Genomic DNA, 16,809 nt, shown 5'->3' with positions numbered 1-16,809 from the left:
CACGAGGACGAGGAGACGAGAACCGTGGCTGCGCAGACCCCCACCGCGCCCGACCAGGGCGGCAAGACCAGACGGGACCGGACCCACTACCTCTACATCGCCGTCATCGCGGCGGTGGTCGCCGGCATCGCGGTGGGCCTGGCGGCCCCCGACTTCGCCGTCGAGCTCAAGCCCCTGGGCGCCGGGTTCGTCAACCTGATCAAGATGATGATCTCCCCGGTCATCTTCTGCACGATCGTGCTCGGCATCGGCTCGGTCAGGAAGGCCGCCAAGGTCGGCGCGGTCGGCGGCCTGGCACTCGGCTACTTCCTGGCGATGTCCACGCTGGCGCTGGCCATCGGCCTGGTCGTCGGCAACATCCTGGAGCCCGGCTCGGGCCTGCACATCACCGAGGCCACCGCGGACGTCGGCGCCTCGCAGGCCGAGGGCGCCTCGGAGTCGACCACGGACTTCCTGCTCGGGATCATCCCGACCACCATGGTCTCCGCCTTCACCGAGGGCGAGGTCCTGCAGACGCTGCTGGTCGCGCTGCTTGCCGGCTTCGCGCTCCAGGCCATGGGCTCGACCGGCGAGCCGGTGCTCCGCGGCATCGAGCACATCCAGCGGCTGGTCTTCCGCGTGCTGGCCATGATCATGTGGGCCGCCCCCGTCGGCGCGTTCGGCGCCATCGCGGCGGTGGTCGGCGAAACCGGCGTGGACGCGCTGCGCTCGCTGGCCGTCATCATGATCGGCTTCTACCTGACCTGCATGATCTTCGTCTTCGGCATCCTCGGCCTGCTGCTGCGGGTGGTCGCCGGCGTCAACATCTTCTCGCTGCTGCGCTACCTGGGACGTGAGTTCCTGCTGATCCTCTCCACCTCCTCCTCCGAGTCGGCGCTGCCGCGCCTGATCGCGAAGATGGAGCACGCGGGCGTCAGCAAGCCGGTCGTCGGCATCACCGTGCCGACCGGCTACTCGTTCAACCTGGACGGCACGGCGATCTACCTCACCATGGCCTCGCTGTTCATCGCCGAGGCGATGGGCGAGCCGCTGGCGATCGGCGAACAGCTCTCGCTGCTCGGCTTCATGATCATCGCCTCCAAGGGCGCGGCGGGCGTCACCGGCGCCGGCCTGGCCACCCTGGCCGGCGGCCTCCAGTCGCACCGCCCCGAACTCCTGGACGGCGTCGGCCTGATCGTCGGCATCGACCGCTTCATGAGCGAGGCCCGCGCCCTCACCAACTACGCGGGCAACGCGGTGGCCACGGTCATCATCGGCACCTGGACCAAGGAGATCGACAAGGAGCGGATGTCCCAGGTCCTCAAGGGGGACATCCCGTTCGACGAGGCGACCATGGTCGACGACGTCCACGCGGGCCCGGCGACACCACCGGCCCCCGACCTGTCCAAGCCCAAGGAACCGGCCGGCGTCTGACGCCCCGCCACGACGGCGCGCCCTCCCCACCATCGTGGTGGGGAGGGCGCGCCGTCGTCCGTTCCGGCCTGGATGAGGCGGCGCCGATACCAGACGTCGCGAACCGTCAGCGGCTCGTCGGCCCGTAGCCGGAGCACCGGCCCCTCGAAGCCCCAGCGGTGGGCCAACGCGTCGACCAGCAGGAGCCCCCGCCCGCCGGTCTCGTCCTCGCGCGGAATCCGCATCGCCGGAACGCCGCTCCCCGCGTCGCTGACCTCCAGCCGCAACAGCCCGTCGGCGCCGGCCCGCACGATCCGGAGCCCCACCTGCCGATCCGGCGGCGCCGGCACCTTCAGCGCGTTGGTCATGAGCTCCGACAGCACCAACTCGGCACTCTCCAGGACGTCCTGGTCGACACCCCAGTCCCGCAACACCGCGTCCAACAGGGCCCGAGCGCGGGGAACGCCGCTGCGACGGCGAGCGAGGCGGACGGCGACTTCGGACGAGTTGGCGTACGAGTTGGAGTACCCAGCCATGGCAACCCCCAGCGAGTCGGGCTTCGTCCGCCGCCTCGGGCGCCGGATCCATGCCAGCAGGATGGACATGGGCCACGCGAATCTGCAACGTTGCAGACGGGCATCAACCCATTCTTCGCTCTTACGAGTTAATCCCGCAGCCCTGCCGAAGCTGTTTCTGCTAGAGGTGTTGCCATGAGCGCGAAAAGCACGACGCCCACCCCGTCGACTGTCCTGGGACGACAACTCGGCGACGAACTCCGCCGTTTGCGCGACCATGCCGGCCTCACCACCGCCGAGGCAGCCGACGCTCTCGACTGCACGAAGGGCAAGATCAGCCGGATCGAAAACGGCCGCGTCGCCGTCCGGCTACCCGATCTGACCGCGATGTTGCACGCCTACCGCGTCGCGGACTCCGAGCTGCGTGACCGGCTGACCGCGCTGGCGCGCAAAGCCAACCGGCGTCGCAGACAGGGATGGTGGAACCAGTACGCGACGGTTCTCGCCGACACGTACCGCGACTACATCTCCCTGGAGGCCATGGCTGAGACGATCCGCACCTTCCAACCGCAGCTGATTCCCGGCCTGCTCCAGACACCTGAGTACATCCGGGCCGTGACCGTCGCCTCACGGCAGTGGCAGACCGCCGACGAACTGGAGCAGTTCGTCCAAGTCCGTGTTACGCGTCAAGCGCGGCTCGCGGAAGTTCACCAACTACAGCTGTGGGCTGTGCTCTCCGAGGCGGTGCTCCTCCAACGGGTCGGCGGAGCCGAGGTCATGAAGGCACAGCTCGAACACCTGCTGGCAGCCTCCGAGCGACCGAACGTCACCGTGCAGGTCCTGCCATTCGCCCAGGGCGCCCATGCGAGTATGTTCGGCCCGTACGTACTCCTCGGCTTTCCCGAGGAGGGGGCACTCGACGTGGTGCTCGCCGACAACCCGACCGGTTCCGTGTGGTTGGAGCGCGAGGCGGAGGTCGCCCGCTACCAGGAGCTGTTCGACGCGGCCCGCACGACCGCACTCTCGCCCACGGAGTCACGTTCGCTGATCGCTCGCGCGACGAAGGAGCACGGATCATGAGCCCTGCGCACAACACGCCACCACTTATGGGCGCGGCATGGCGCAGCAGCAGCTACAGCGGTGGCAACAACGAGTGCGTCGAGATCGCCGACAACGTGCCCGGCCTCATACCCGTCCGGGACAGCAAGCGGCCGAACGCCGACATACTCCGGTTCGGGCGGACCGCATGGCGGACCTTCCTCCGTAGCCTGGATTGAGCCTGTCCAGGGTCCTGCGGTCAGCGCCGTCTACCGGCAGCGCGCGCGGCACGACGCCGCCCTGGCGAACTCGCCCGCGCAGGCAGCGCCTTTCGGGCGACGGTAGGGCCATGAAACGCCCAGGGAAGAGGGCCTAACGTCACAGCCCGCGAGCATCCGCCGACACAAGAAGCCACGGCCGCACTCATGCCCTGGCCTCTGGCGAGGCGTGATCGGCTTGGCGACCCCACGCCTAGGCTGGGGCGATGAGCAGGAGCGCCACGCTGGCCGCGAGCTTCGACGAGGTGGCCGAGAGCTACGACCACACGTACCACGAGGAGATCGCCCGGGCCCTGGTGGCCTGGGTGGGAGCGCCGGGTGCGGGCGAGGCCGTCGCGGACGTGGCATGCGGGGCGGGGGCCGTCGCCCGGTATCTCGCCCGCGGCCGCCCGATGACGGCCCGGCCCGTGCTGGCCGTCGACCTGTCGCCCGGGATGATCGCCGTGGGGCGGGCCCGGGCCGCCGCCCTCGAAGCGGCGATCGAGTGGCGCGTCGGGGACGCCGTGCCGCTGCCAGTCGGGGACCGGTCGCTCGACGCCGTGTTCTGCGCCTCCTCGCTGCACTTCCTCGGGCGCCGGGCCCTGGCCGACTGGCGGCGCGCGCTGCGCCCGGGTGGCCGGGTGGGGTTCACGCTGCCGCTGGCCACGCACTTCCGCCCGTCGGGTCGGTTCTCCCAACTCCTCGCCCCTGACCTGCCGTTGCCCCGCTCGGCGCGGGAGGCCGACGAACTGGTGGCGGTCGCCGGGTTCACGGAGGCCGACTCCCGCGTCCTCGCCATCGGCACCCGCCGGGCGGTGCTGACCTCCGCGACCAACCCGCGTGGCACGGGCCCCCTCCCCCGGCCCTTAGGCTGAGGGCATGCGTCTCGTCATCGCCCGCTGCTCGGTCGACTACGCCGGCCGCCTCACCGCACACCTGCCCTCCGCGCCTCGGCTGATCCTCGTCAAGGCCGACGGCTCGGTCTCGATCCACGCGGACGACCGGGCCTACAAGCCGCTCAACTGGATGTCCCCGCCGTGCGTCCTGAAGGAGGCCGAGGGCGAGGGGGACGCCAAGGCGGTGTGGACCGTCGAGAACAAGGGCGGCGAGAAGCTGATCATCACGATGGAGGAGATCCTGCACGACTCCTCCCACGAACTCGGCGTGGACCCGGGCCTGATCAAGGACGGCGTGGAGGCGCACCTCCAGGAGCTGCTGGCCGACCGGATGGAGACGCTCGGCGACGGCTGGTCGTTGATCCGCCGCGAGTACCCGACGGCGATCGGTCCTGTGGACATCCTGGGCCGGGACTCGGACGGCGCGACGATCGCGATCGAGATCAAGCGCCGCGGCGAGATCGACGGCGTCGAACAGCTCACCCGCTACCTGGAGTTGCTCAACCGCGATCCGCACCTGGCCCCGGTGCAGGGCGTGTTCGCGGCGCAGGAGATCAAGCCGCAGGCCCGCACCCTCGCCACGGACCGCGGCATCCGCTGCGTCACCCTGGACTACAACGCGCTGCGCGGCATCGAGGACGACAAGCTGCGGCTCTTCTGAGGGCCGACGGCCGATGCCACGGTCCGACCCGGCCCCGTACCGGAACACCAACGTCGCCCGGCACCCGGACCTCCTCCGGGCGGTCCCCGAGGGGTGCGGGGACGCGCTGGACGTCGGGTGCGGTGACGGCCTGTCGGCGCGGAAGCCGGCCGGGCGGGCGAAGCGGGTGACCGGGATCGACAGCTCGCCCGAGATGGTCGCGCTGGCCCGCGAGCAGGCGGGCCGACGGCCGGAACTCACCTTCGTCGAAGGGGACTTCCGCACCGCCGAGCTGCCGGTCGGCAGCTTCGACTTCGTCTGCTCGGTGGCCACCGTCCACCACCTCGGCTTCGAGGCGGCCGTGACGCGCATGCGCATCAACGCCACGAACAGCGGGGCGATCGCGAGGAACGCCCCGCCCCGCAGGCGGTGTGCGAGGACAGGCATCGGCAACAGCAGGTCGGGCGTGCGGAGTTCCGCAGCGGCGAGGCCGGCGGTGCTCAGCAGCGCGCCTGGCACGTCGAGCCGCCCGCCGCCGCGCCACCTGGGCGCTCTACAACCACGCCATGGGATCGGCGTCCGGCGAGGTGGCCCTGCGCATCACGGACGAGGAACGCCGCCTCGGCCAGGAGCAGTTGCTGGCCCAGGGTGAGCGGTACCCGACCCTCGCCGCCAACGGTTACCTCTAACGACGACGACTGGGACGGCAGCTTCACCACCGGCCTGCGCTACCTGCTCGACGGGCTCCAGGCGCAGGGGCAGGCGGTCGCCGGTTCCGTCACTCCGCGCGGTAGTAGAGCCGTAGGAACTCCTCCATCGCCGCGTCGACGCCGGCACGGTCGTCGGTGGCGAGCAGGTCGAGCAGCAGGCCGCGGACGGTGGCGAGCGCGAGCCTGGCTCGGTTCCCGGCCGTGGTGGGGTCCGCGCCCGCCGCGACCTCGGCGGCGGCCAGCGGCTCGAGCCAGTCGGCCACGAGTCCGTCCAGGATCGGGACGGCCTCGGGGCGGCCCCGGAGCGCCTGCCCGCAGATCTCGAAGAAGAGCCGCCCCTGACCGGCGAGCCCCGGGTCCGTCAACTGCCGCCAGAGCAGCCGCGCGACGTCGGCGGGCGAGCGTCCCGGCTCGGCGCGGAGCCGGGACAGCAGCTCGCGTTGGCGGCGCTCGGACGCCCTGACGATCTCGACGAGCAGTTGCTCCTTGGTGCCGAAGTAGTGGATCAGCATGCGATGACTGACCCCGATCGCGGCGCCCAGGCGGCGCAGGCTCAGGTCCGCGATGCCGTGCGCCGCGACGTGGTCGACGGCCGCGGCCACCAGCCGCGCGCGCCGGTCCCCGTCCTGGCGGGTCGAGTCGTCCGTGTTCACCACCCCGCGAGTGTACCGATCGGTACACGCCGGCCTCACCGCGGTCGCGGCGCGCTGGCCAGCCAGGGCGGGAGGGCGGCCGAGGCGGCGGAGACGAAGAGCCGGCGGTCGCGGGGGGCCGGCAGGGAGAGCCAGGCCTCGACGAGCCCGGTCTCGCCGTGCGCCAGGAAGTCGCTGTGGGCCGCCACGCGCCAGCTCGCCGGGCCCTCGCCCGCCGGGAGCAGCCCGGGGTGGTGGTCGAGGAGGGTGCGGACCGAGGCCGCGAAGTGGTCGACGAGCAGGTTGTGCAGGATGGCGCTGCGCCGACCCACCAGGCCGGTGGTGTAGACGGGGTCGTACCGCTCCAGATGGTCGAGCAACGCGTGGGACGCGCGCTCCCAGACGACGTCGACCGGCAGTTCCCCGGCCGTGACGTCGGCGAGCCAGCCGACCCGCACCTGGTCGAGCTCCGCGTACAGCACCTGCGCCAGGACCTCGGCCGGACTCGCGGCGTGCTTGTAGAAGGTGGTGCGGTTGATCCGGGCGGCGCGGACGAGGTCGGCGACCGAGATGTCCTCCACCCGCTGTTCCGACGCCAGGCGGACCACCGCCTCGAACAGCCGCGCGCGGGTGCGCAGCACGCGGACGTCGAGCTCCCTGGGTTCCGTGGGGGTCTGTTCCTCGCGTGCCGGCATGCCCAGATCGTAGCGCCGGGCCGGGGCGCAACCCCTGGAACAGCATTAATCAACACCTGTCTCTTTTCTTTCCGGGTGCTCGGTGCCACACTCGGCCTTACCGCCAAAGGGACAGAAAGCGACGAAAAGAGACAGCACCATGAAGGCATCGGTCACCAAGGGGCTCGGTCAGGGCTTCGTCATCGAGGACGTCGACCTCGCGGACCCGATCGGTCACGAGGTCCGCGTCGAGGTCAGAGCCTCCGGTCTCTGCCACTCGGACCTGAGCGTCGCGACGTTCATCGGCGGGGAGTTCCCCGTCGTCCTCGGCCACGAGGTGGCCGGCGTGGTCACCGCGGTCGGCCCCGAGGTCACGCGGACGAGCGTCGGCGACCACGTGGTCGGCAGCCTGATCCAGTTCTGCGGCGCCTGCGCGAACTGCCTCGGCGGCCGCACGCACATATGCCTCGCTCCCGAGCTGACCCTGCGGACCGAGGGGCAGCCCCCGAGGATCAGCTGGCACGGCGACCCGGTCGCCCAGGGCATGGGGCTCGGCGGCTTCGCCCAGGAGGCGTTGATCCACGAGAACCAGCTCGCCGTCGTCCCCGACGCCATGCCGTGGGCGCCGGCCGCGCTCATCGGCTGCGGCGTGCTGACCGGCGCCGGCGCCGTGCTCAACAGCGCGCGGGTCCGGCACGGCGAGAGCGTCGTCGTGATCGGCGCCGGCGGCGTCGGCATGAACGGCGTCAGCGGCGCCCTGATCGCCGGCGCGGAGAAGATCGTCGTCGTCGACATCGAGGACGCCAAACTGGAGCGCGCCAAGGCGTTCGGCGCCACCCACGTGATCAACTCCCGGGCCACCGACCCGGTCGAGGCGGTACGGGAGATCACCGGCGGCGGCGCCGACCACGTCTTCGACTTCGTCGGCGCCCGCCCCGTCACCGCCCAGGCGCTGCGGATGCTGGCCAAGGGCGGCGGGCTCTACCTGATCGGCGTCGGCGGCACCGACGCCGGCGTCGAGGTCGACGCGATCACGACGCTGACCGGCTCGCACCGGGTCCAGGGCGTCTACATGGGCTCGTCGAACCTCAAGCGGGACATCCCCTTCTACGCCTCCCTCTACCTCCAGGGGCGGATGAACCTCGACGACCTCGTCTCCCGGGAGATCGGCCTGGGCGAGATCGACGCCGGCTACGAGGCGCTCAAGGACGGCAGCACGGCACGCGTCGTGATCACCGACTTCTCCTGACGGGCGGGCACCGCCCGCCGCCGGTCGCTACGCGGTCGGCGTCCCGGTGGACGTCGGAGTCGGACTGATGGTCCCGGCGGCCGTGGTGCCACCGTCGGTGGCACCGCCGGTGTCGGTGCCGCCTTCGGCGGCTCCACCGTCGTCCGTGCCTCCGTCCGCCCCTCCCGGGTCGGCGCCGCCGTCCGACGTACCGCCGTCGGACGTGCCACCGTCGGACGCACCGCCGTCTGACGCCCCGCCGTCGGAGGTACCGCCGGTGGGGTCGCCGGTGGATCCGGTGGACCCGCCCGTGCTCGCGTCGCCGCCCGAGTCGCCGGTGCCCCCATCGGTCGGATCACCGGTGGTGCCCGGGGTGGTGGGCTCCTCCGTCGTCGGCTCGTTCGTGGTCGTCGGGTCGTCCGGCTGGTACGTCGGGTCGTACGTCGGCGTGTCCTCGGTCGGGAGGGGCGTCGGGTCGACGGTGGGTTCGGCGGGGGGTTCCGTCTCGGTCGGCGACGGCTCGTCGGTCGGCCGCTCCGTGGGGTCGGCCTCCGTCGTCAGCGGCAGGTCGTCGTCGGTGGGCGCCGGGTCGGGGCGGCCGCCGCCGTCAGGGGAGTCGCCGTCGGAGCCGAGGCCGAAGGCCACCACCGTGCCGAGCACGGCCGCCAGCGCGGCCGTCGCGCCGGCCACCACGACGTTGCGGCGGGCGCCGCGCGGGCGGCGGCGGGGCGGCGTGGCGGGCGGCTCGGTGCCGATCCGGTGCAGCGGGGTGGTCACCCGGTCGACGGCCGGCGCCGCCGGCTCGGCGACCGCCGGCAGCTGGGCCGTGGTGGCGGCCGGCGGCAGGGCAAGCGGCTGGGTGAGGTCCTGGCTGCCCGGCGGCAGCGCCAAGCTGCCAGGCGGCAGCGCCAACGGCCGGCTCAGGTCCTCGACCAGGGCCAGCGCCCGCCGGCCGGCGACCGCGCCGCCCGCGTCGGAGAGCACCCCGCGCAGCGCGGTCGCGGCCTCCAACTCGGCCCTGGCCCGGTCGAGGCGGCCCTGGCAGATGGCCAGCACGCCCAACTCGTGGTGGAAGTACGCCTGTTGCGCCACCGCCCCGGCGCCGCGCGCCGACTCGGCGCCGCTGCGCAGCACCCGCTCCCAGACGTTCCACCGCAGCGAGGCGGCGAGCTCCGGGGCGGCGACGCGGGCGAGGTCGGCGACGGCCGCCGCGTGGCCGGCGCGCTGCGCGGCCTGGATGACGCTCGGCAGCACCTCGGCCTCGGCGGCCACCTCGACGGCGTCGACGCCGCGCCGCCCGTACCAGGCGGCGTAGTGCTGGGCGGCGGCCAGCGACCTGGCCTCCGCGCCGTCCGCGTAGCCGGCCCCCAGCAGGTCGGCGAGGGCCGCCGAGGTCAGCCGGTGCCGGTCGCCGACCGGGCTGAGCAGGCCGCTGGCCACCAGGTCGGCGTGGTGCTCGGCCATCACCGGATCGGCCACGAGCCCGATCAGCCGGTCGGGACCCGGCACGACGTCGCCGAGGGCGACCGCCAGCCGCAGGATCTCCCGCGCGCCCTCCCGCAGGGACTCGGCGAGTGCCAGCACCAGACCCGTGGGGTCCGGCAGTTCGGTGTCCGGGTCGGCGCCGGCCCGCCGCCGCAACAGGGCGGCGGCCTGGACGAAGCGCTGGGGCAGGCCCTCGACCTGGTGCCAGAGGTCGCCGGCCCAGCTCGCCTCGGCCTCGGTCAGCGGGCGGGCGACGCCCAGTTCGAGCAGTTCCAGGGAGGCAGTGCGGCTGAGCCCGCCGATGGTGACCTCGCGCACCTCGGAGCGCTCGGCGGGCGCCGGCACACCGGGGCGCGCGGATATCAGGAAGGCGCACTCCGGGGTGGCCTCCAGGATCTCGTCGAGCGCCGTGCCGCCGAACTCGATGTCGTCGATCACCACCACGGCGCCGACCCCGCGCAGCTGGGCCACCAGCTCGGTGGGCCCGGGGCGGTAGCCGGGCGTGTGGTGGACGGCGGAGTAGAGCTCGTGGAGCAGGTCCTTGGGGCCGCGGCGGTAGCCGCTGAGCCGGATGACGCCGTAGGGGGCGAGGTCGGCGCAGTCGCGGGCGACGGCGGCCAGCAGCGCCGAACGGCCGCTGCCCGCGGGGCCGACGAGGCGGACGGAACGGCCGCGGGCGAGCAGCCGGTAGAGGCGGTGCCGCTCCTCCTCGCGCTCCAGGAGCGGCCCCTCCTGCGCGGGTGCCGGGTCGGCGCCGCCGGGGGCCCGGCGCGGGGCCAGCGGGCGGCGGCCCGGCGGGCAGGAGACGATCTCGCTGCCGTCGACCGGGTTGACCGTGAGAAGGAAGTCCCCCGCGACCAGCTCGACCATCGCGCGGGGACCTTCGTCCGTTCCGTCCGGATCCCGGCGCGGCTCACCGTAGGGTACGGGCAGGTTGAGGTCCATCAGTCTCCTAGCGAGGGAACCACCGGCTTCAGCCGGTGCGGGAATCGCTTCCCTGGCTCGTGATATTTTCCTTACGCCCCGAAAGGGGTCGGTTCGGGCTGGACCGCAACCTTCGGGTTGGAAGCCCCCCACCTACAGGCGGGGGAGCGGAGTCACGGTCAGTGTCTCTCAGACGCTGCCCTGGGGGTTTTGTGGTCCCCACGCTACCGCCGCCGGCCGTGGAGACGACCGGCGGCATCCGGCAACCGCGCCTGGACACCGGCGCGGTCACCGTCGGCTCACGGCGCGATGGTGAGGACCCGGTGCAGCCGGGTGGCCACCAACACCCGCCGCATCCGGGGCGGGACGTCGTGCAGGACCAGGCGCCGGCCGCAGCGGCCGGCCCGCCGGTGGGTGCCCATGATGACGCCGAGCCCGGTGGCGTCCCACGAGTCGAGCTGTGCCAGGTCGAGCACCAGGTCGCCGTCGCCGGTGTCCACCGCGCGGTGCAGGGCCGATCTGGCGTCGGCCGCGCTGCGCACGTCGAGGCGCCCGGCGACGACCAGCCTCGCGTGGTCGCCCCTGATGTGCATGGATGACTCCCCCGGTTCCGTGTGATGGCGGCGGGCTGAAGGTGCTGAGGTTCGAGAAGGTGCTGAGGGTGCTGGGGATGCTGAGGGTGCTGGGGTGTCCGCGGATGCCGACGGTGCGGCCGGTTCGCGCGGTGCTGACGGTGATTCAGAGTTCAAGGGATCAGACTTATACAGCAGACAGCGCCGCGGGCGGCGGGGTTCCTAGCCGTGCTCAAACCGATACCGAATCGGGGATCCGAATCACCCGGCCGAGTGAGCGCGCCAGTGAACGCTGGCGCCGTCAGTACTGGTAGAAGCCGCGGCCGGCCTTGCGGCCGAAGTCGCCGGCGTCGACCATGCGGCGCATCAGCTCGGGGGGCGCGAACTTCTCGTCCCTGGTCTCGGCGTAGATGTTCTCGGTGGCGTGCTGGAGGATCTCGACGCCGGTGAGGTCGGCGGTGGCCAGCGGCCCCATGGCGTGGCCGAAGCCCAGCTTGCAGGCGAGGTCGATGTCCTCGGCGGAGGCGACGCCCGCCTCGTAGAGCTTCACGGCCTCCACCACCAGCGCCGAGATCAGCCGGGTGGTGACGAAGCCGGCCACGTCCCGCTCGACGACGACGCAGGTCTTGCCGACGGACTCGGCGAACTCCCGGGCGGTGGCCAGCGTCTCGTCGCTGGTCCGCAGGCCGCGGACCAGCTCGCAGAGGGCCATCAGCGGCACCGGCGAGAAGAAGTGGGTGCCGACGACGCGCTCTGGGTGGCGGGTGGCGGCGGCGAGCTTGGTGATCGGGATGGCGGAGGTGTTGGAGGCGAGCACGGTGGTGTCCCTGACCAGGCCGTCCAGGGTGCGGAACAGCTCCCGCTTGACGTCCACCCGCTCGAAGACGGCCTCCACGACGAGGTCGGCGTCGGCGGCGGCGCCGAGGTCGGTGCTGGTGGTGATCCGGCCCAGCGCGGCGGTGGCCTCCTCGCCGGTGAGCCTGCCCTTCTCGACGAACTTGGCCCAGGACGCCTGGACGCCCTCGATGCCCTTCTTCAGCGCGTCCTCGGTGGTGTCGACCACGGTGACCTGCCAGCCCGCCTGCGCGGCGACCTGCGCGATGCCGGCACCCATCAGTCCTGCGCCGATGACGGCGAGCTCCCTGGCCACGTGATCTCCCTCGATCCGGTGCGTGTCGCGGCTTCGGCCACCGCGAGCCGCGGGGTCAACGACCCTACTACCCACCGGTAGCCGATCGGCACGGCGAACGGCCCGGAAGAGACACGCGTCACGCGCCGGCGCCCAGGTGCGGGCGCCGGCGCGTGAGTGCGGTCGGGAGCGGGATCAGCCGACGGGCTCGAAGAGCGCGGCGTCGGCGATGGTGTACCCGGCCGAGGCGGCCGAGAGTTCGAGCCTGGCGTTGGACCCGGCCGTCAGCTCGTAGGTGCCGAGCAGGTTCCACTGGCAGCCGTTGGTGCGCTGGTCGACGGTCACGCCGGCGCTGCCGCCGCTACCGTCGTGGATGGTCACCGGCGCGGCGGTGGCGCGGTTGGCGTTGGGCGTCCACCGCAGGTAGACGTTGTAGGTGCCGGTGGCGGGGAGGGTGGGCTGGAAGACGGCGGTCTTGGCCGGTGAGGCGTTGGCGCTGCCGCTGTGCGCGTAGTCGGTGCCGTAGAAGCCGGCGGTCGAGGTCGACCTCGGCCAGTCACCGGTGTCGGTGTAGCCGGCGCCGCCGTTGTCCACGATGACGCCCTCAGGACCGGGGTCGGAGCCGAGCGCGTCGTCCGCGCCGGGCGCGTTGTCGCGGCCGGCCTGGTTGTGGTCGGCGAGGTCGGCCAGCCAGTCCTGGACGAACTGGCCCTGGTGCTCGCCGCCGAGCAGGTTCCAGTCCTCGTCGAACATCTGGGGCTTCCAGTAGTTGTCGAAGGTCCAGGCGGTCCAGCTGATGTGCGGGCGGGCGTCCAGGTAGTCGCGCAGCGGGCTGCCCCAGCAGCCGGTGGTGCCCTGGGTGACGGTGGGGTCGGAGTACGGGCCGGCCGGGTTCCAACCGAACTCGGTGAGGATGACGGGGATCTGCTGCGCCGCGTTACCGAAGCGCTGGTCGAGGTTGGCGGCGGTGGCCGCGCCCTGGTTGGGGTAGAGGTGGTAGACGTAGGCGGTGTTGGCGTCGTCGATGGGGTCGGCGGCGGCCTGGTTGACCATCGTGGACCAGTTGGGGCCGCCCATCAGGAGCAGGTTGTTCGGGGCCACGGCGCGGATACCGTCCACGACGGGCTGGATGTAGCTCTTCCACTGGGGCCAGGAGGCCGGGTTGATGGGCTCGTTGTAGACCTCGTAGATCACGTTGGGTATGTCGGCGTAGCGGGGCGCGACGTACTCCCAGAACTCCTGGACGATCTCGCCGGGCACTCCCCCGTTCTCGGTGCCGAAGTTCTGCACCCGGTGGAAGTCGACGATGATGTAGACGCCGAGGTCGACGGCCTGCTGGACATAGGGGTCGACGTGCCGCTCGATGTTCTCGGCCAGGGTCAGTGAGTCGTTGGGGGCCCATTCAGTGACCGGGAGGCGCAGCACCCGGGAGTTCCAGCCGGCGGTCTCGTCCACCGCCTGGTCGATGAGCTCCGCGGTGCTCCTGGGGGTGCAGTCGGTGCATTCGGCGCGGTGCCGGGGGCCGCTGAGGGACACGCCGCGCAGCGTGACGGGCCGGCCAGCGGCGTCGCGGATCTGGTTGCCGTCGACGCTGAGCCAGTCGACGGCGGCGGCCGGTGCCGGCTCGGCCGCGGCGGGCAGGGCGGGGAGGGTGAACATGGCGAGGACGAGGGCGAGGAGCGCGAGCAGGGGTCGGGTCGGTGAGATGCGGGGTGGTTTTCTCCGTACGGTGAGCATGCGGCTCTCCCTGGTTTCGGTTCCGTGGGGGTGGCGCTGCGTGCGGGTGGTTCGGTGGTGCGTCGGTGGTGCCTGGGGGATGGGTGGGTTCGGGGGTCGGTCGGGTGGCCCACCTCCTCTCGGGTGGTCAGTAGCCCCTGACCTCCGGCCAGGAGAGTTCGACCCCGTGGTCGGTCAGTTCGGCCTGGTAGTCGGCGAGCCGGCGCTCGTCCTCCAGGACCTGGTGCGGGGTGGCGTCCCGGCGCAGGCAGTGGGCGGCGAGCAGCCCTGCGGCCTCGCCGACGTTCCACTCGACCGGGTGCAGCCGGTAGCAGCCGTTGGTGATGTGGGTGGTGCCGATGTTCTTGGCGGCCGGCAGCAGGTTGGTGACGCGCTCGGGCAGCAGCGCGCCGAGCGGGATGCGGAACGGGCAGGAGCCGATGTCGAGGTAGTTGTCGCCGCCGGTCGAGGGGTGCAGGTCGATCCGGTAGGAGCCGATGCCGACCGAGTCGGGGTAGCGCACGGCGCCGTGTTCGCCGCGCACCGCGAGCGACACGTCCTGCTCGGTGACGGTGTAACGGGCCCTGATCCGGCGGGACTCGCGCAGGTAGGGGCCCATGGCGAAGCCGTCGGCGGTACCCAGCACGTCGGGCCTGGTGCGCAGCCCCGGTAGCCCAGAGCCGCCGTCGGGGCGCGGGAGTTCGGTCTGTAGCCAGTAGAGGAAGCTGCGGCTCATTCGCCGGGCGCCGGCCAGGTGCAGCGCGTCCGTCTCGGGGTCGCCGCCGAAGACCGGGCCTTCCAGGTAGTCGATCATCGGCCAGTTGACGAGGGTGACGTCACTGTCCAGGGTGCCCGGCGTGAAGGTGGCGCGGGCCAGCAGCCGGCGGAACGTCCACAGGTCGAGGTCGCCGGCCAGGCCGGCCGAGCCGGGGTCGTTCGGCTCCGGGTTGGGCTCGAAGCGGCGCCAGGTCGCTTCGAGGGTCTGCGGCTTGGGGGCCAGCATGCTGAACATCCGGTCGGGCCAGTACGGCGGCCGGTAGTCGCGCCACTGGGCGTAGTCGTCCGGCTTGTCGATGGTGTGGTCCTCGCCGGCCCGGTGCTCGACGGCGAAGCACCAGGAGACGGCCTGCATGTTGAGCGGCGCGGCGGTCGCGGGGGCGCTCGGCTCGCCGGTCACGTCGCGGGACTCGAAGCCGGTGACGAACTCGGTGCCGGTGAGCGGCAGCAGCTCGCCGGTCTCGGTCGCGTCGAGGAAGTAGGGGGCGGTGACGGTGAGTTCGCCGCCCCCGGCCAGGTCGAGGAGGGTGACGGAGGTGACGGCGTCGCCGTCGGCGGTGGCCGCGACGGGGCGGTGCCCGGTGCGAAGGTCGAGCAGTCCGGCGGCCCGGTAGGGGGCGAGCATCGCCTGGAGCACGTCCTGCGCGACGCGCGGCTCGGCGCAGAGCGCGCTCACCCGGCCCTGGCCCGGGTTGAGCGCCCGGTCGGCGCGAGCGGCCGCGGTGAGCGGGTACCAGCGCCGGTAGTAGTCCCGGATGCCGTCCCTGAGCTCCCGATAGGAGGCGGTGCAGCCGAACCGCTCGATCCACGGGTGCTCGTCCGGCGGGGTGGCCTGCACGGTGAGTTGGCCGCCGAGCCAGTCGTACTCCTCGGTGAGCACCACCCGCAGCCCGCTGCGGGCCGCCGCGAGCGCGGCGGCCACCCCGCCGAGTCCGCCGCCGACGACGGCCACGTCGGCCCTGATCTCGTTCACCCGTTCCCCCTCGGCGGCGCCGCGATCGTGCCGGCGCCTGGCGGGGTGCAGGGCAGTAGGACTTGGCGGACGATGTCGCCGCCCGAGCCGCCGGCGGCGGCCTGCGGCGCCGAGGCCGCCTCGCCGGCGGGGGCGTCGGCGCGGGCCGTGGTCTGGCCCTGCCGGGGCTCCGGCGGAGGCTGGAGCATGCTGATGAGCAGGCGGACGGCACCGCGGCCGATGTCGTTGCGCGGGATGCCGAGGCAGCTCCACGGCGTCCCCGGGTAGGGGCCGTTCGCGGTGTCGCGGAGGGTGACGACCGACAGGTCGTCGGGGATGCCCATCGCCCGCCCGGCCGCGAACTCGACGAGCCGGCCGGCCAGTCCCTCGTCCTCGGTGACGAACGCGGTGATGCCGGTGCCGACGGCGAGGTCGAACCACTCGGGCGTCAGCTCGGCGGCGTCCATCAGCACGGGCAGCGCCGGGATCCCGGCGTCGGCGCAGGCGGCGCGGTAGCCGGCCTCGCGGTCCACCAGCGACTCGACCCGGTGCGGGATGCCGAGGTAGCCGACCCGGCGGTGGCCGAGGGCGACGAGCCCGGCGACCGCGTCCCTGGTGCCGGCCGCGTAGTCCGCGCCGACGTACGGGATCTCCGCGCCCGGCACCTCCCGGCGGCCGATGTGGACGAACGGGTAGCCGTCGCGGGCGAGTCGGGCGAGGTCCGAGTGGTCGTGCGCGACGCCGAGCAGCACGCTGCCGTCGGCGACCTTGAGCCGGTTGGAGCCGTCCGTCTGGTAGAGGCGGCGCTGCCCGTTGGGCCCCTCGGTCGAGGTGAAGAGCACCAGGTCGTAGCCCTCGGCCACCGCCTGCTCCTCGACCCCGATGAGAAACTCGTGGTAGAAGTCGCGGCTGCTGATCGGGAAGACCGCCTCGAAGGTGTGCACCCCGAGCAGGCGGTTGCCCTTGCCCCTGAGGCTGCGCGCGGCCGGGTTGGCCGCGTAGCCGAGGTCCCGGACGGCGTCCTTCACCAGGCGCTCGGTTTCGGCCGGTATCCGGTTGGCGGCGGCGCGACCGTTGACCACGGCCGAGACCGTGGCCTGCGACACCCCTGCCCGGCGCGCGACATCGGCCTGCGTCGGCGCTTGCCGGTGGCGTTTGACTGGCACCAAGAATCCCCTAGCTGTTTCGTATCAGCAACTCATAAGCAGCACTGATGTGTTGACTGCTGATTCGTTGCAGCGACCGTAGAGACGGCCGGTGCACTGGTCAAGG

Annotated in this window: 15 protein-coding genes and 2 pseudogenes; 8 read left to right on the top strand and 9 right to left on the bottom strand. The window is 72.6% G+C overall.

Annotated features, from left to right (window positions below):
- The first annotated feature begins 24 nt into the window (after window positions 1-24).
- Complete coding sequence (locus ACYVPE_RS04145) at window positions 25-1,413, top strand: cation:dicarboxylate symporter family transporter (protein ID WP_461031988.1); 1,389 nt, start codon at window positions 25-27, stop codon at window positions 1,411-1,413.
- 161 nt (window positions 1,414-1,574) lie between these two features.
- Here the strand turns inward: ACYVPE_RS04145 and ACYVPE_RS04140 are convergent.
- Window positions 1,575-1,928 (bottom strand): annotated as a pseudogene (locus ACYVPE_RS04140) (ATP-binding protein); the annotation flags it as partial.
- 174 nt (window positions 1,929-2,102) lie between these two features.
- Here ACYVPE_RS04140 and ACYVPE_RS04135 point away from each other — a divergent pair.
- From ACYVPE_RS04135 to ACYVPE_RS04110, 6 genes and pseudogenes are all read left to right on the top strand, one after another.
- A complete protein-coding gene (locus ACYVPE_RS04135; RefSeq protein ID WP_461031987.1) occupies window positions 2,103-2,987 on the top strand; it encodes a helix-turn-helix domain-containing protein in 885 nt (294 codons plus the stop codon).
- Window positions 2,984-3,184: a DUF397 domain-containing protein gene (locus tag ACYVPE_RS04130; protein WP_461031986.1), complete on the top strand. Its 201-nt coding sequence runs from the start codon at window positions 2,984-2,986 to the stop codon at window positions 3,182-3,184. The genes ACYVPE_RS04135 and ACYVPE_RS04130 overlap by 4 nt, the downstream gene beginning before the upstream one ends.
- A 245-nt stretch (window positions 3,185-3,429) precedes the next feature.
- Window positions 3,430-4,077 (top strand): class I SAM-dependent methyltransferase, encoded by a 648-nt coding sequence (locus ACYVPE_RS04125; RefSeq protein WP_461031985.1) that lies wholly within the window; start codon window positions 3,430-3,432, stop codon window positions 4,075-4,077.
- Between the two features lie 4 nt (window positions 4,078-4,081).
- The gene (nucS, locus tag ACYVPE_RS04120) at window positions 4,082-4,759 is read left to right on the top strand and encodes an endonuclease NucS (protein WP_461031984.1); all 678 of its coding nucleotides are present in this window, start codon (window positions 4,082-4,084) and stop codon (window positions 4,757-4,759) included.
- 13 nt (window positions 4,760-4,772) lie between these two features.
- Window positions 4,773-5,096 (top strand): annotated as a pseudogene (locus tag ACYVPE_RS04115) (class I SAM-dependent methyltransferase); the annotation flags it as partial.
- A 208-nt stretch (window positions 5,097-5,304) separates the two neighbouring features.
- Complete coding sequence (locus tag ACYVPE_RS04110; RefSeq protein ID WP_461032043.1) at window positions 5,305-5,427, top strand: hypothetical protein; 123 nt, start codon at window positions 5,305-5,307, stop codon at window positions 5,425-5,427.
- 89 nt (window positions 5,428-5,516) lie between these two features.
- On the opposite strand, the gene ACYVPE_RS04105 is transcribed toward ACYVPE_RS04110, so the two are convergent.
- Together ACYVPE_RS04105 and ACYVPE_RS04100 are read right to left on the bottom strand one after the other, a co-directional pair.
- On the bottom strand, window positions 5,517-6,104 hold the full coding sequence (locus ACYVPE_RS04105; RefSeq protein WP_461031983.1) for a TetR/AcrR family transcriptional regulator: 588 nt from the start codon (window positions 6,102-6,104) through the stop codon (window positions 5,517-5,519).
- A gap of 32 nt (window positions 6,105-6,136) precedes the next feature.
- Window positions 6,137-6,775: a TetR/AcrR family transcriptional regulator gene (locus tag ACYVPE_RS04100; protein WP_461031982.1), complete on the bottom strand. Its 639-nt coding sequence runs from the start codon at window positions 6,773-6,775 to the stop codon at window positions 6,137-6,139.
- Window positions 6,776-6,914: 139 nt separating this feature from the next.
- Here ACYVPE_RS04100 and ACYVPE_RS04095 point away from each other — a divergent pair, with 139 nt between their 5' ends.
- Entirely contained in the window at window positions 6,915-8,003 is a 1,089-nt protein-coding gene (locus ACYVPE_RS04095) for a zinc-binding dehydrogenase (protein ID WP_461031981.1), read from the top strand.
- A 27-nt stretch (window positions 8,004-8,030) separates the two neighbouring features.
- On the opposite strand, the gene ACYVPE_RS04090 is transcribed toward ACYVPE_RS04095, so the two are convergent.
- The 6 genes from ACYVPE_RS04090 to ACYVPE_RS04065 form a co-directional block, all read right to left on the bottom strand.
- Entirely contained in the window at window positions 8,031-10,412 is a 2,382-nt protein-coding gene (locus tag ACYVPE_RS04090; RefSeq protein WP_461031980.1) for an ATP-binding protein, read from the bottom strand.
- 278 nt (window positions 10,413-10,690) lie between these two features.
- Window positions 10,691-10,984, bottom strand: a complete 294-nt coding sequence (locus ACYVPE_RS04085; RefSeq protein WP_132817095.1) for an STAS domain-containing protein — start codon at window positions 10,982-10,984, stop codon at window positions 10,691-10,693.
- Window positions 10,985-11,264: 280 nt separating this feature from the next.
- On the bottom strand, window positions 11,265-12,113 hold the full coding sequence (locus ACYVPE_RS04080; RefSeq protein WP_461031979.1) for a 3-hydroxyacyl-CoA dehydrogenase family protein: 849 nt from the start codon (window positions 12,111-12,113) through the stop codon (window positions 11,265-11,267).
- 174 nt (window positions 12,114-12,287) lie between these two features.
- The gene (locus ACYVPE_RS04075) at window positions 12,288-13,829 is read right to left on the bottom strand and encodes a cellulase family glycosylhydrolase (RefSeq protein WP_461031978.1); all 1,542 of its coding nucleotides are present in this window, start codon (window positions 13,827-13,829) and stop codon (window positions 12,288-12,290) included.
- A 127-nt stretch (window positions 13,830-13,956) separates the two neighbouring features.
- Window positions 13,957-15,549, bottom strand: coding sequence for an FAD-dependent oxidoreductase (locus ACYVPE_RS04070; protein WP_461032037.1), 1,593 nt, complete (start codon window positions 15,547-15,549; stop codon window positions 13,957-13,959).
- A gap of 5 nt (window positions 15,550-15,554) precedes the next feature.
- Window positions 15,555-16,703, bottom strand: a complete 1,149-nt coding sequence (locus ACYVPE_RS04065) for a LacI family DNA-binding transcriptional regulator (RefSeq protein ID WP_461031977.1) — start codon at window positions 16,701-16,703, stop codon at window positions 15,555-15,557.
- Window positions 16,704-16,809 lie beyond the last annotated feature (106 nt).

The organism is Streptomyces mayteni (assembly GCF_054783955.1).
The sequence above is the reverse complement of the archived record's forward strand: the minus strand, read 5'-3'. Positions and strand labels throughout refer to the sequence as shown.